At 56.1% G+C, this 13,651-nt stretch carries 13 protein-coding genes; 8 read left to right on the forward strand and 5 right to left on the reverse strand.

Annotated elements, in window-relative coordinates:
* Window positions 1–12: 12 nt before the first annotated feature.
* Both LNA76_RS00950 and LNA76_RS00955 read right to left on the reverse strand, forming a co-directional pair.
* Window positions 13–909 carry a PaaX family transcriptional regulator gene (locus tag LNA76_RS00950; protein ID WP_094197382.1) on the reverse strand — a complete coding sequence of 299 codons (897 nt, stop codon included), beginning with the start codon at window positions 907–909 and terminating at the stop codon, window positions 13–15.
* A gap of 147 nt (window positions 910–1,056) precedes the next feature.
* Window positions 1,057–1,362, reverse strand: a complete 306-nt coding sequence (locus tag LNA76_RS00955; protein WP_108727791.1) for a Dabb family protein — start codon at window positions 1,360–1,362, stop codon at window positions 1,057–1,059.
* A gap of 314 nt (window positions 1,363–1,676) precedes the next feature.
* Between LNA76_RS00955 and LNA76_RS00960 the strand changes: the two genes are divergently transcribed.
* The 4 genes from LNA76_RS00960 to LNA76_RS00975 all read left to right on the forward strand — a co-directional run bounded on the left by LNA76_RS00960 (window position 1,677) and on the right by LNA76_RS00975 (window position 5,216).
* Window positions 1,677–2,174: a flavin reductase family protein gene (locus LNA76_RS00960; RefSeq protein WP_121739363.1), complete on the forward strand. Its 498-nt coding sequence runs from the start codon at window positions 1,677–1,679 to the stop codon at window positions 2,172–2,174.
* Window positions 2,175–2,233: 59 nt separating this feature from the next.
* Window positions 2,234–3,562, forward strand: a complete 1,329-nt coding sequence (locus LNA76_RS00965; RefSeq protein WP_230017667.1) for an MFS transporter — start codon at window positions 2,234–2,236, stop codon at window positions 3,560–3,562.
* Between the two features lie 68 nt (window positions 3,563–3,630).
* Window positions 3,631–4,677, forward strand: a complete 1,047-nt coding sequence (locus LNA76_RS00970; RefSeq protein ID WP_230017668.1) for a peptidase M29 — start codon at window positions 3,631–3,633, stop codon at window positions 4,675–4,677.
* Window positions 4,678–4,889: 212 nt separating this feature from the next.
* The gene (locus tag LNA76_RS00975; RefSeq protein WP_094197377.1) at window positions 4,890–5,216 is read left to right on the forward strand and encodes a tetratricopeptide repeat protein; all 327 of its coding nucleotides are present in this window, start codon (window positions 4,890–4,892) and stop codon (window positions 5,214–5,216) included.
* Between the two features lie 248 nt (window positions 5,217–5,464).
* Here LNA76_RS00975 and LNA76_RS00980 read toward each other — a convergent pair whose 3' ends face one another.
* Together LNA76_RS00980 and trxB are read right to left on the reverse strand one after the other, a co-directional pair.
* Complete coding sequence (locus LNA76_RS00980) at window positions 5,465–6,232, reverse strand: Smr/MutS family protein (RefSeq protein WP_230017669.1); 768 nt, start codon at window positions 6,230–6,232, stop codon at window positions 5,465–5,467.
* Window positions 6,219–7,175, reverse strand: a complete 957-nt coding sequence (trxB, locus tag LNA76_RS00985) for a thioredoxin-disulfide reductase (protein ID WP_094197375.1) — start codon at window positions 7,173–7,175, stop codon at window positions 6,219–6,221. The genes LNA76_RS00980 and trxB overlap by 14 nt, the downstream gene beginning before the upstream one ends.
* A 43-nt stretch (window positions 7,176–7,218) precedes the next feature.
* On the opposite strand from trxB, the gene LNA76_RS00990 reads away from it, so the two are divergent.
* The 4 genes from LNA76_RS00990 to serS all read left to right on the forward strand — a co-directional run bounded on the left by LNA76_RS00990 (window position 7,219) and on the right by serS (window position 13,138).
* Window positions 7,219–9,594 carry a DNA translocase FtsK gene (locus tag LNA76_RS00990; RefSeq protein WP_230017670.1) on the forward strand — a complete coding sequence of 792 codons (2,376 nt, stop codon included), beginning with the start codon at window positions 7,219–7,221 and terminating at the stop codon, window positions 9,592–9,594.
* Entirely contained in the window at window positions 9,584–10,210 is a 627-nt protein-coding gene (gene lolA / locus LNA76_RS00995) for an outer membrane lipoprotein chaperone LolA (protein WP_108727785.1), read from the forward strand. The genes LNA76_RS00990 and lolA overlap by 11 nt, the downstream gene beginning before the upstream one ends.
* A 125-nt stretch (window positions 10,211–10,335) precedes the next feature.
* Window positions 10,336–11,649 carry a replication-associated recombination protein A gene (locus LNA76_RS01000; RefSeq protein ID WP_230017671.1) on the forward strand — a complete coding sequence of 438 codons (1,314 nt, stop codon included), beginning with the start codon at window positions 10,336–10,338 and terminating at the stop codon, window positions 11,647–11,649.
* A gap of 142 nt (window positions 11,650–11,791) precedes the next feature.
* Window positions 11,792–13,138, forward strand: coding sequence for a serine--tRNA ligase (serS, locus tag LNA76_RS01005; protein ID WP_094197371.1), 1,347 nt, complete (start codon window positions 11,792–11,794; stop codon window positions 13,136–13,138).
* Window positions 13,139–13,219: 81 nt separating this feature from the next.
* Here serS and LNA76_RS01010 read toward each other — a convergent pair whose 3' ends face one another.
* Window positions 13,220–13,528: a hypothetical protein gene (locus LNA76_RS01010; RefSeq protein ID WP_094198403.1), complete on the reverse strand. Its 309-nt coding sequence runs from the start codon at window positions 13,526–13,528 to the stop codon at window positions 13,220–13,222.
* Window positions 13,529–13,651 lie beyond the last annotated feature (123 nt).

Here is a 13,651-nt window from a genome sequence, read left to right on the forward strand (position 1 = left end):
CCAGAAGCTGATCTACTCCGCGCGGTGGGCCTTCCAGTTTGGAATGGCCTGTTGCACGTGTTGCGAACTCAAGGGGCTAAGCAGGCGGTGTAGGTCACCAAATAATTTACGGGCCGTATTGCCGACCCAGTTGTCAGGCAATAGCTCGGGTGCCAGGCCGGGATCCAGAAAGGGCAGTCTGCGCCAGCGGGTCACCATGGGCATATAGAGGCGGAAGGCTTCCAGCGGGTCGCCCGTGCCCTGGCGCAAAGCGGTTTGCCAGACCTCAACCTCGTGCTGATATGAGTTTAAAAAGGACTGGTACTCGTTGGCCAATTTGTCCCAATTCCACCAGCGGGAAATTTTTTCCTGAATATCGCTCAGGCCACTGGGTTCGCAGGTGAACAACTCAATATAGGGCCAGAGCTGGTGCTCGCGTATGTACTCGACAGCCTCTGCCTGCAAGCGCGCCGGACCTATATACAGGCCCGCATTCACCGTGCCAAAACCCATGCGGGCCAAGCCGGTACGAATCTTGTGACGGTTCTGGCGTTCGCTTTCTGGAACAGAGAAGGAGACCAGTAGCCAGGGATCCCGAATATTCATGGAGGGCGAGGAGAAAATCCGCTCGTCACCGGCTTGCATATGCGGTTCCAGCTCGGCGGCCAAGGCATAGCCTTTGCCTGAGGCGGCTTGTTGGCTGACCAGTACGCCTTTTTTCTTGAGTCGGGAAATAGCGGATCGCACACTGGATGGCTCAGCGCCCAGGTCAGCTAGCAGTTGGACCACGCTGGCCACCGGAATGATGACGCCCGTGGGACGGGCGAACAGACCGTAGAGCGTCAGAATGTAGTGGTGCGGGGCAAGTTGCTCGTGCTCGCCATGGTCTCGGCTGGCGATGAACTCATCAATCGCGACGCTTGCTTTCATTCTGTTTTCCGGTGGAGGGGCTGATCGCTACCCATTTTTGATAGTAGGTTTGTAGCGGGCCATTTTACCGTGCGTGCCCCGGCGGCGCTAGCGTGGCCGCATTCGAGGCTTGTTACGTCTTGTGCGACAGGGCTGCGGCATGGCCTTTCAGGGCAGGTTTTCCTCCAGCACGCTGTCCAGCACCACGATGTCCTGAATATGCGCAGCGATGGCATCGAGCATAGCCTGATGAGCGTCACTCTCCCGGTAAGCGTCCAAAGCTTCCTGCGTGCGGAATACGGACAGCAGGGCATGGCTGTAGCGCGCAGAGCTGCGCGACAAATTCGGCACCCACTCAAAGCGCTCTATGCCTGGGCACTCCTGGCGTATGCGGATAAAGGCGTGATCCAGCTTGGGGACCAGCTCCGGGCTGAGCGGGGTGTGGGGCGCCATCAAAACGATATGTAGATACATGCTGTCCTTCTTGTCAGGGATAGGCCCTGTTGCCGTAGTTCAGGGCTTTATTAATTGGTATTTTATTGCAAATAAATAATTGCAGATCATTATTCGCAATAAATTACAGGCAAATTGTATAGGCCTATAGTGTTTAAAACGACGATTTTTCATAGGGTTAATACCTAAAATCAACAAAAAAAGACATTAATTGTCTATTTTGTTATTGCAAATAAATGACGATCGAAACAGAATTTAGGCCAAGCGAGCAGGCTACAGGAGCGCTCGCCTCATTTTGGGTTTTGGGTCTTTAACGCCTGAGCAGAGTCATCGTCATGAAAGAAAATATAAGTGGGTTGGGAGCCAGGGCGGTACGCGAAGCCTTCGGACACTTTCCGTCGGGGGTTGCCGCTATTGCGGCTGTGCTCGATGGCAAGCCGCACGTCATTGTGGCGTCCAGTTTTTCCGTAGGGGTCTCGCTGGATCCGCCTTTGGCCGCCTTTTTTGTGCAGAAAAGTTCCTCGACCTGGGCGCTGCTGTCGCGCGCCTCGCGTCTGGGGGTGTCAATTTTGAGTGCTGAACATGCGGCTATTTGTCGCCAGTTGGCTGGGCCGGACAAGGACAGCCGTTTCAGCGATATCGAGGTCGAGCTGACCGAGGAGGGAGCCGTCCATATCCAAGGGGCATCGGTCTGGTTTGACTGCAGTGTTTTTCAAGTGCATCCAGCCGGGGACCACGATGCCGTGCAATTGCTTATCCACGATGTGCAGATCGAGCGCGAAATCTCGCCACTGATCTTTCATCGTTCTCGTTTCACGCAGTTGGTGGCCTGAGCCACCGGATCAAAAACAAATAACAAGAAGCATAACTATCACAGTGAAGGGGACATCTCTTGGACGCACATACATCATCTTTGCGCGAGCAGCCCATGACTGCTGCGCAGCGTCGACGCGTTATTTTGGGGGTTGGGGCGGGTAACGCCCTGGAGTGGTACGACTGGACGGCGTATTCGATTTTTGCCGCCTATTTTGCCAAGCAGTTTTTTCATAGCGAGGACCCGCTGGCGGCCTTGCTGGGCACGCTGGCAGTATTTGCCGTGGGCTTTTTCATGCGCCCTTTGGGAGGCATCTTTTTTGGCTGGCTGGCCGACCGCAAGGGGCGGCGCTTCACCATGACCTTGTCCATGCTGGTGACAGCCTTGGGCAGTTTGGTAATTGGTGTTGCACCGACTTATGACATGGTGGGGCCGATTGCTGCCTTGTTCTTGTTGATGGGCCGCTTGTTGCAAGGCATTGGTCATGGTGGGGAGGTGGTGTCCTCTTTCACTTACGTCACTGAAATGGCACCTGCCCATAAACGCGGGCTGTGGTCTTCCTCCGTCTTTGTGTTTGTTACGATCGGGGTTCTGGCGGCTGTCTTGCTCAGTGCCTGCCTGACCAGCCTGCTGGGTGAAGAGGTTGTGCGGGCCTGGGCATGGCGTGTGCCCTTTGTGCTGGGTGGTGCTTTGGGGGTATATGCGCTGTATCTGCGCAGAAAACTGGACGAAACCCCCATGTTCAAAGCCCGTCAGGCTGCCCAGGCTTCGGGGAAAACGGCACGTCCTGGTGCGCGGGTGTTCTGGTCAGAGGTCTGGAAATACCGCAGCGCCTGCTTGCGCGTTTTTGCCTTGTCGGCAGGCGGCACGGTGCTGTATTACGTCTGGGCCATTATGGCACCCACCTTTGCCATTACCTCTTTGGGCATGCCTGCTGCCAAGGTGATGTGGGTAGGCGTTGGGGCCAATCTGTTCCTGATCCTGTGTTTGATTTTCTGGGGGGCATTCTCGGATCGTTTTGGTCGCAAAGTGAACTGGTACTTTTTCTCCATTGGCTCAATCGTTAGCATCATCCCGCTGACCCTGGTGCTAACGGGTGGTCAGGGCGAAATTTGGCGTCTGATGGTGTTCATGGCAGGCGGCATGCTTTTGATCTCTGCCCCCACTGCGATCATGCCCGCCTTTTTCCCCGAGCAGTTTCCGACTCGTATCCGGGCGGTCGCCATGGGTTTGCCGTATTCGGTCGCTGGTGCCCTGACGGGCGGGACTGCCCCCTATTTGCAAGCCTGGCTGCATTCCATCAATCAAAAGCAGGTGTTTGACTGGTACCTGATTGGTCTGTGCATTCTGGCCTTGTGGGCCACCATTGCCTCGCCCGAGACCAAGGGCAAGGATTTACACGACTGACCTGTACAGGCGTTGCCCGGCTGAAGGAGCCGCGCAGCGCCTTTTTTGAGTTCTTAAGGAGTAATGAAATGTTGCGTGAGCATATTGAAGGCAAGTGGATTGCTGATTTTGTAGAGGTGTTTGGTCTGTGCAAGGTGCAGCCCGGCGAGATGGCCGTTGTGTTGTCCGAGACGCAATCGCGCTCCGTGCTGGCCGAGCTGGCCGAGTTGGCCCTGACGCAAATGGGCGCACGGGTTTGCCATGTGAAACTGGTCTCGCCACGTCTGAAAAGCAATATTGCCTTGCGCTCGACTGGGACTTCTTTGGCTCTGGAGGGTATGGACCCGATTGTTCAGGCTTTGGCAGGCAGCCAGTTCATTGTGGACTGCACGGTAGAAGGGTTGCTGCATTCGCCCGAGCGTGCGGCTCTGCTGGCCAACGGTGCCCGCATCATGATGATCAGCGACGAGCATCCCGAGATTCTGGAGCGGGTCAAACCCAGTCCTTACATGCAAAGTAAGTGCGATATTGGCGGCAAGCTGATTACCGACGCCAGCGTTATGCACATCAGCTCCGAGGCCGGTACGGACCTGACGGTCAGCCTGGCGGGTGTGATCGGGCGCGGCAGTGCCGGGATAGCCGACAAGCCGGGCAGCTTTGGGTATTGGCCTGCCGGCTTATGTATTTGCTACCCCAGCAATGGCAGTGTGAATGGCACGCTGGTGCTCGATAGCGGGGATGTGAACCTGACCTTCAAGCGTTATCTGGAATCGGCGGTGACCCTGCGTATCGAAAATGATTATGTCGTGGCTATTGAGGGCAAGGGCGTGGATGCCGATTTGATTCGTTCCTACTACGCAAGCTGGAATGACAAGGATGCCTATGCGGTCAGCCATGTGGGCTGGGGCATGGCACCGGCAGCTCGTTGGGATTCCATGGCCATGTACGACAAGCGCGATACCAACGGAACAGAGTTGCGTGCCTTTGCGGGTAACTTTCTTTTTTCTACTGGCGCCAATCCTGCGGCAGGTCGTTTTTCCGATTGCCACTTCGACTATCCGATGCGTAATTGCACGGTGAGCCTGGATGGCCGTGAAGTGGTCAGCAAGGGGGCGTTGCAAGGCGATCTGGCCTAAAGCGCTAGCCAAGGCGGTACCGGCAGGGGAATGGGCCTACCGAGCCTTGGGCTGCTTGGTTGCTCGTTGATATTCTGTGCTACAAAACCAAGCTTAAAGATTGATGGTTATATAGTTCGATAGTCATCAAGCTCTTCAGGCTTATCGCTGCTATTTTGCTTTGTGCGAAGGCAACGCGGCCAAGTCTTGCTGGGTTTTCAGAGGTACGGATTATGCGCGAAGGATTAGAGAAACTACTGGCCGCAGGCAAGGATAATGCTTTGCTGCGCTTTGGCTTGGGCAATGCGTGTATGGGCGAGGGTGATTTGGAAGCCGCTCGTGAACATTTGTCCAAAGCGGTGGAAATGAATCCGCGTTACACCGCAGCCTGGAAGCTATTGGGCCGGGTGCTGGTGAATCTGCAGCAATTCAAACAGGCCAGGGAAATTCTGGAGCAGGGTTTGGTGATTGCTCAGGAACAGGGCGATAAGCAGGCTGAGAAAGAAATGCAGGTGTTTTTGAAACGGGCCGTAAAGGCTTTGGAGCAGGCAGCCGAATAAACATTACGAATGGGCGACGGATCTTTTCTTGCGATGCGGGTATCAGTGCATTCCCTAAGTGTGACAGCGTTATAAATGGGGCACAATACGTTTCATGCAGGTGAGGAGACATAGCCCGCGAAGCTGGGCAACAAAGACCGGAATAAAACGGTCACTATTATAAAAGCAATAGGCAGTACAACATAACAACAACAAAAAAAAGGCCAGCGAAAGCTGGCCTTTTTTACGTCTGTACTCAATAAAGAAAATCAAACACCGGGTTCAGACATGGCTTGCAGCACCAGTTTGACGGCACCTTGCCCACCTTCATTGGGCGCGCATTCCATATAGGCCAGAACGCTTGGCAACTGGGTTAGCCAGCGACGCACGGCATGACGCAAAACGGGTTCGCCATTGCGTGAGCCGTAGCCCGTGCCATGGACAATTCGTACACAGCGCACACCGTGTTCCAGACAGGAACGTAGAAAGTTGTCCAGTCGCTCTCGGGCTTGCTCCAGATCGGAGCCATGCAAGTCCAGGCTGGACTCAATCGGCCAACGGTTGCGCTCCAGGTCGCGCAAGACATCGGGGCCACAGCTGGCACGCAAATGTCGTAGATCGTTGCTCTCGCCTTGCACGCTGACATATTGGTCAGAGGCCTGGGGCAGGGCAGGTGTGTTGACGGGCGCACCTACCGCGTGGCGACGACGTTGCTCCAACTGTTCCGGGCTGGCCGCAGGGCGGCTCATGACCATGCTTTGACCGCGTTTTTTCAAGGGAGCCACATCACGCATGGACTGGCGTAGCCAGGCCCTGTCGCTGGGGTCCAATAAAGAAATGGGGTCTTGGGCTGCTGCGGCGCTGCTGGCAGGAGCCGGCTTGGCCGGCTTGCCACCGGGATCCGGTGGACGGGGACGCTTGCGAGCTTGAGGACGAGCGGGGGCCGGGGGCGGGTTGAGATCCTGGCGGACCTGACCTTGCAACTTCTTCAGGTCTGCCAGGCTGCGGCCTACGGCTTTGGGCTTATTTGTTTTCATCCAACCAGCGCTGTGCATCCAAGGCGGCCATGCAACCGCTGGCTGCACTGGTAATGGCCTGACGATAGATATTGTCTTGCACGTCACCTGCGGCAAACACACCGGGAACGGAGGTCATGGTTGCCATGCCTTTCAGGCCGCTACGAGTGGTGATGTAGCCATCGTGCATATCCAGTTTGCCTTCGAAGATCCCGGTGTTGGGTTTATGGCCGATGGCGATAAAAGCGCCGGTCACGGCCAGATCTTCAGTGGCTTGGGTTTGCTTGTTGATAATGCGCACACCGGTCACGCCAGAAGCATCGCCCAGCACTTCTTGCAATTCGCTGTGCAGTTTCAGGCGGATATTGCCGTTCTGGACGCGATCCATCAGTTTGTCGGTGAGGATGGGCTCGGAGCGGAAAGTGTCGCGACGGTGAATCAGTGTCACGGTTTTGCAAATATTGGACAGGTACAGGGCTTCTTCTACGGCGGTATTGCCACCACCGACGACCACCACGTCTTGATTCTTGTAGAAGAAACCGTCACATGTTGCACAACCGGAGACGCCACGGCCCATGAACTCCTGTTCCGATGGCAAGCCCAGATATTGCGCCGACGCACCTGTTGCAATAATCAGCGAATCGCAGGTGTAGACTGTGCCACTATCCCCATTCAAGGTCAGCGGGCGGGTGGACAGGTCAACCGAGGACACCATGTCAAAGATTAATTCTGTTTCGAATCGTTCCGCATGCGCCTGGAAACGTGCCATAAGATCAGGTCCCTGGACGCCTTGGGCATCGGCTGGCCAGTTATCTACATCCGTGGTGGTCATCAGTTGGCCACCTTGCTCCATGCCGGTGACCAAGACAGGGTTGAGGTTGGCGCGGGCTGCGTAGATCGCTGCGGTATAGCCGGCCGGGCCTGAGCCCAGAATGAGTACTTTTGCGTGCTTAGTAGTCGACATCACAGAAAATCCGAAAAAGACGATCTCCAATTATAATGAGTCCATGGCAAGAATACCTGCAACATCCCCTCGTTCGTCCCGGTCATCCAAAAATGTGCGTAATGGGCCTTCCGCCCTGCAACAGCGCCTGACAGGACTGCTGCGCGAAGCACGGTGGATTATCTTCGCTGCGTTGGCAGCCTGGCTCGGTCTGGTACTGGCGACCTGGGATCCGGGCGACCCTGGCTGGTCGCATTCCGTGCATTCGGGTCTGACTCAAAATGGCGGGGGCATTTTTGGTGCCCATATCGCCGATTTCCTCTTGTATCTATTTGGCCTGACAGCTTGGCTCTGGGTGGTGCTGCTGGTACAGCGCGTGGCTGTGGGCTTTTATCGTCTGACCGCTTTACTCTTGCCCGGCACCAAGAGCGAGGACGTCTTGCCGCGGGTGCATTGGGAAATTGGCATCGGCTTTTTCTTTTTGTTTCTGGGCAGTATGGGCCTGGAGTCGCTGTTCTTTAAAGATCTGGGGCAGCAATGGCAGCTTCCGGCGGGGGCTGGTGGGCAGTTAGGCCAATTGTTTTCGCAACTATTGGTAACGTCGATAGGCTTTGGCGGTGCCACTTTAGTGCTGATGGGCCTGCTCGCCGGTGGGGCCAGCTTGTTCTTCGGTTTTTCCTGGCTGACGCTGGCTGAACGACTGGGCGGATTGATCGAAGGGGCGATTCGTCGTGTGATGATCTTGTGGTCGGCGCGTCAGGATCGCCGGGTAGGTGAAGTCAAGCGTGCCGAGCGTACGGAAAGCGTGGTGGCCAAGCAGGAGCAGTTGGTACATGAACAACCTGTTCGTATCGAACCTGCGTTTGTGGCCGTGCCCAAATCCGAGCGCGTCGAGAAAGAAAAGCAGCAGACCTTGTTCAAGGTGCCTCGTCAGGCTGGCGAAGCGGGCGATTTGCCTCCGCTGTCTTTGCTGGACCCGGCTACAGACAATGTAGAGACCGTGTCGCAGGAAACGATAGAATTCACCTCGCGCCTGATTGAAAAGAAATTGTCCGACTTCGGTGTCGCGGTAACGGTGGTGGCGGCTCAGGCTGGCCCCGTGATTACCCGTTACGAGATCGAGCCTGCTACGGGTGTGAAGGGTAGCCAGATCGTGAATCTGGCCAAAGACCTGGCCCGTGCCTTGAGTCTGGTCAGCATTCGGGTGGTGGAAACCATTCCCGGCAAAAACCTGATGGGTCTGGAGCTACCCAATCCCCGCCGCCAAATGGTGCGTCTGGAGGAAATCGTCGGCTCGCAAACTTATCACAGCAGTGCTTCTTTGCTGACCATGGCTTTGGGCAAGGATATTGCTGGTAAGCCCGTGGTAGCGGATTTGGCCAAGATGCCCCACCTGCTGGTAGCCGGTACCACGGGCTCCGGTAAGTCGGTGGGTATCAACGCCATGATTCTGTCGCTGCTGTACAAGGCAGACCCGGCCGATGTGCGCCTGATCCTGATTGACCCCAAGATGCTGGAGATGAGTGTCTATGAAGGCATTCCTCATTTGCTGGCACCGGTGGTCACGGATATGCGATTGGCGTCCAACGCCTTGAACTGGTGTGTGGCGGAAATGGAAAAACGCTACCGCTTGATGAGCAAGCTGGGCGTGCGCAATCTGGCCGGTTACAACGCCAAAATACGCGAAGCGCAAAAGCGTGAAGAGCCTATCCCTAATCCTTTCTCTTTGACGCCGGATGCTCCCGAGCCGTTGTCCGTGTTGCCCATGATCGTCGTCATTATCGACGAGCTGGCTGACCTGATGATGGTGCAGGGCAAGAAGATCGAAGAGTTGATTGCTCGTTTGGCCCAGAAGGCCCGTGCCGCTGGCATCCACCTGATTCTGGCCACGCAGCGCCCGAGTGTGGATGTGATTACGGGTCTGATCAAAGCGAACATTCCTACCCGTATTGCTTTCCAGGTGTCCTCCAAGATCGACTCGCGCACCATTCTGGATCAGATGGGGGCGGAAACCTTGCTGGGCATGGGTGATATGCTCTACCTCCCCCCTGGTACAGGCTTGCCTAAACGAGTACACGGCGCATTTGTCAGCGATGAGGAAGTTCACCGTGTTGTCGAGCACTTGAAAGAACATGGCGAGCCCGATTACATCGGGGGCCTGCTGGAAGGTGCTGTCGAAGGCGAATCGGGTGAGGGAGTCAACCCGGTGACGGGTATGGCGGATGCAGAAGCCGACCCGCTGTATGACCAGGCCGTTCAAGTCATTATCAAAAATCGCCGCGCTTCGATTTCCTCGGTGCAGCGTCATTTGCGTATCGGTTATAACCGAGCCGCCCGACTGTTGGAACAAATGGAGCAGGCAGGCTTGGTGTCGGCCATGCAGCCCAACGGTAACCGCGAAATTCTGGTCCCCGCAGGAGGTGCCAAAGATGAAGATTAAGACACTGTTGGCCAGCATGCTGCTGGCCGCTACACCTGCCTTGACCATGGCCGCGTCGGCCAGCGAGCAATTGCGCTCTTTTGTGCAAGATGTGCATGCCGCAAAAGGCGAATTTTCCCAGCGCACAGTCGATAGCAATGGCCAGTCCAAAGGTGCGCCGCAGTCCGGGCAATTCGTGTTTCAGCGCCCCGGCCAGTTCAAATGGCATGTGCAACGCCCTTATGAGCAGTTGATCGTGTCTGACGGCAAGCTGCTCTATCAATACGACCCGGATCTGGCCCAAGTTACCGAGCGTGGTGTGGACCAGTCCATTGGCGCCTCGCCTGCCGCAATCTTGTTTGGCACCGGCAATCTGGAAGATTCCTTCCGTCTGGTCGAACAAGATGCGCGGGATGGGCTGGAGTGGATCCGAGCCACGCCTTTGCAAAGCGATGCTGGCTTTTCCTACGTAGACATCGGCTTCAAGGATCGTGAGCCACGTCGTCTGGAATTGCAGGACTCGTTCGGGCAAACCACGTATATCGACTTCACCGGCTTGGAACCGAACCCTCGGATTACCTTGGGTACCTTTACGTTCAAGGCTCCTGCCGGAGTGGATGTCGTTTCCATGCCTTGATGCACATTCTGTTTTTGTGCAGCTATCGTCAGAGGCAGCGCTTAGCTGGCTCTGACAAAACAAGTTTTCAATACAGACCTGGTCCGTTTTGACCAGGTCTTGCCATTTTAGGAAGGGCGATCGCCATGCGTGATTTGTTCGCTCAGGAACCCGCCGCACCCTTAGCCGAAGCGCTGCGCCCCAAAACCCTCGATCAGGTGGTGGGCCAGTCTCACCTGTTGGGCGAGGGCAAGCCACTACGTTTGGCTTTTCAGTCCGGGAAACCACACTCCATGATTTTCTGGGGGCCTCCCGGTGTGGGTAAAACCACGCTGGCGCGTTTGACGGCCAGTGCATTCGAGTGCGAGTTCATCGCCTTGTCCGCCGTCTTTTCAGGCGTAAAAGACATTCGTGCGGCCATGGAGCAGGCCCAGCAGAATCTGGCCATGGGCAAGCACACCATCCTGTTCGTGGACGAGATACATCGCTTCAACAAATCTCAGCAGGACGCGCTTCTCCCTTATGCCGAAAGTGGCTTGGTGACCTTTATTGGCGCCACTACAGAAAATCCATCGTTCGAGGTCAATTCGGCTTTGCTGTCGCGGGCGCAGGTCTATGTGCTCAAGTCTTTGACGGATGATGAACTCAAGCTGCTGCTGCGCCGCGTACAGGAGCAAAATGCGCTGGATGGTCTGACGTTCGACGATCAAGCCGTTGATACCTTGATCGGCTATGCCGACGGTGATGCCCGGCGTTTCTTGAACCTGCTGGAGCAGACTAATACGGCCGCCAAGACCTCCGGCACCGAGCGGGTCACAACGGACTTTCTGCAAAACGCGCTGACCTTGAACTCTCGGCGTTTTGACAAGGGGGGCGACAATTTCTACGACCAGATTTCTGCTTTGCATAAATCGGTGCGTGGTTCCAACCCGGATGCCGCCTTGTATTGGCTGACCCGGATGCTGGATGGTGGGGCAGATGCCCGTTATTTGTCGCGCCGCATCATCCGCATGGCTTGGGAGGATATCGGTCTGGCCGATCCGCGCGCCATGCAAATTGCCAATGATGCCGCCTTGACCTTTGAGCGCCTAGGCAGCCCTGAAGGAGAACTGGCGCTGGGGCAGGCCGTGATTTATCTGGCTATCGCCGCCAAGAGCAATGCCGGTTATATGGCATACAACCAGGCCCGCGCCTTTGTGAAGCAGGATAAAAGCCGTGAAGTGCCCGTGCATTTGCGCAACGCCCCGACCAAGCTGATGAAAGAGCTGGGCCACGGTCATGCGTATCGCTATGCTCATGACGAGCCCAATGCTTACGCGGCGGGTGAGACTTACTTGCCGGAGGGTATTCCCGATCCGCATTGGTATCAGCCCGTGCCCCGTGGTCTTGAAATCAAGATTGCTGAAAAAATGGAGCGCCTGCGTCAGTTGGACGAGCAGGCCGGTAAAAAAGATACCTAAGACAGGACAGGCGCTTGCTTGACCTGCCACCTCCGTATTTCCCGATATCCCGCTACGGCTTGCGCTGTGCTGCGCTTGTGGTGGCTTGTGGTTAAAATCACCAGATCAATCGGGATTGAATCATCACCTATATGGCTATTAAATGTTAGATCTGAACCAATTACGCAAAGACTTGGAGCCGCTGGTACAGGGCCTGGCGAAACGTGGCGTGCAATTTGACACCGAGCGTTTCCAGCAGCTGGAAGCCCGCCGCAAAGCGGTACAGGTGGAAACTGAAACCCTGCAGGCCGAGCGCAATGCACTGGCCAAACGCATTGGCCAGCTCAAGTCCAAGGGCGAAGACGCCAGCGAGGCATTGGCTCAATCCCAGCAAATCCCGGTGCGCCTGAAGCAGTTGGAGCAGGACCTGTCCCAAGTACAGGCCGAGCTGTCCTCCTGGTTTGCCACGATACCTAACCTGCCGCACGACAGCGTTCCGGTGGGCGAGTCCGAAGAAGACAACGTCGAAGTACGCCGCTGGATTCCCGGTCCTAAAGATGATCAGGGCAAACCTGCACATATCACTTTTGCGCCGCGTGACCACGTGGACCTGGGCGAACAATTTGGCCTGGATTTTGAAGCCGCCCGCAAGTTGGCTGGTGCCCGTTTCATGGTTCTGCGTGGCCCTCTGGCCCGTTTGCACCGTGCTCTGGCTCAGTTCATGTTGGATACTCAAGTGGAAGAGCACGGCTACACCGAGTGCTACACCCCTTACATCGTGAACGCGTCTACCTTGTACGGCACAGGCCAACTGCCCAAGTTCAAGGACGATATGTTCTGGGTTACCAAAGGTGGTCAGGACAACGAGCCAGCCGATCCGGCCGAATCCAAGCCTGAAGACCTGTACCTGATCTCCACCTCCGAAATCAGCTTGACGGGCATGGTGCGCGACGAGATTCTGGCTGGTGATGCGTTGCCTATGCGTCTGACTGCTCACTCGCCTTGTTTCCGTTCGGAAGCCGGTAGCGGTGGTCGTGATACCCGTGGCGTCATTCGTCAGCACCAGTTCGACAAAGTGGAAATGGTGCAGATCGTTCACCCCGAACAATCCTACGAAGCGTTGGAGTCCATGGTCGGCCATGCCGAGCATGTTCTACAAGCTCTGGAACTGCCATACCGTGTGGTGCAGCTGTGTACCGGCGATATGGGTTTTTCTGCCGCCAAAACCTACGATCTGGAAGTGTGGCTGCCAGCACAAGACACGTTCCGCGAGATTTCCTCGGTCTCGAACTGCGAGGCTTTCCAGGCCCGTCGCCTGCAAGCCCGTTTCCGTGCCGACAGCAAGGCTCGACCTGAGTTTGTGCATACATTGAACGGCTCTGGTCTGGCTGTAGGCCGGGCTTTGGTAGCCGTCCTGGAAAATCACCAGCAAGAAGATGGCAGCGTCATTGTGCCCAAGGTTCTGCGTCCTTATATGGGCGGTCTGGAACGCCTGGTGCCTGCGCAGTAAAAGCATCTGCCTGAATCGCAAAAGGGCTGATGACCTTCATGGTCCTCAGCCCTTTTTTATTCCTGGTCCCGTCGTGAAGGATTAGTCATCATCCCAGTCGCGTTCCTGGTGCTTGCGCCAGCGCTTGTGTGCGCGTCGCTGCTCCTTGCGCCATTCCTTGTTGGAGCGGCCATATTCCACGTAGCCGGGACGATAGACATAGCGGGGAGGGTGGTAAACCACCGGCGGTGGAGCGACATAAACCGGGCGTTCCACAACATGAGCGGGCGGGTAGTAGATCGGTCCGTAACCGATACCGGGAATACCGACATTGATGTCCACACTTACACCACCTGCAAAGGCAGTGTGGGTGCCCAAGACCATCAAGCCAGCTAATAGTAGCTTTTTCATATGCTGCACCTCTCGTGACTCTAGCTGCAGCGATTGTTGCTTGAAATCGGTGTACCAAACGTTAGGCAATCCTGGCAAAGCACTTCCAAACGCAACATGGCTCGTATGAGCTATGCGGGAGGT

Source organism: Alcaligenes sp. MMA, assembly GCF_020907215.1.
Taxonomy (GTDB): domain Bacteria; phylum Pseudomonadota; class Gammaproteobacteria; order Burkholderiales; family Burkholderiaceae_B; genus Alcaligenes; species Alcaligenes aquatilis.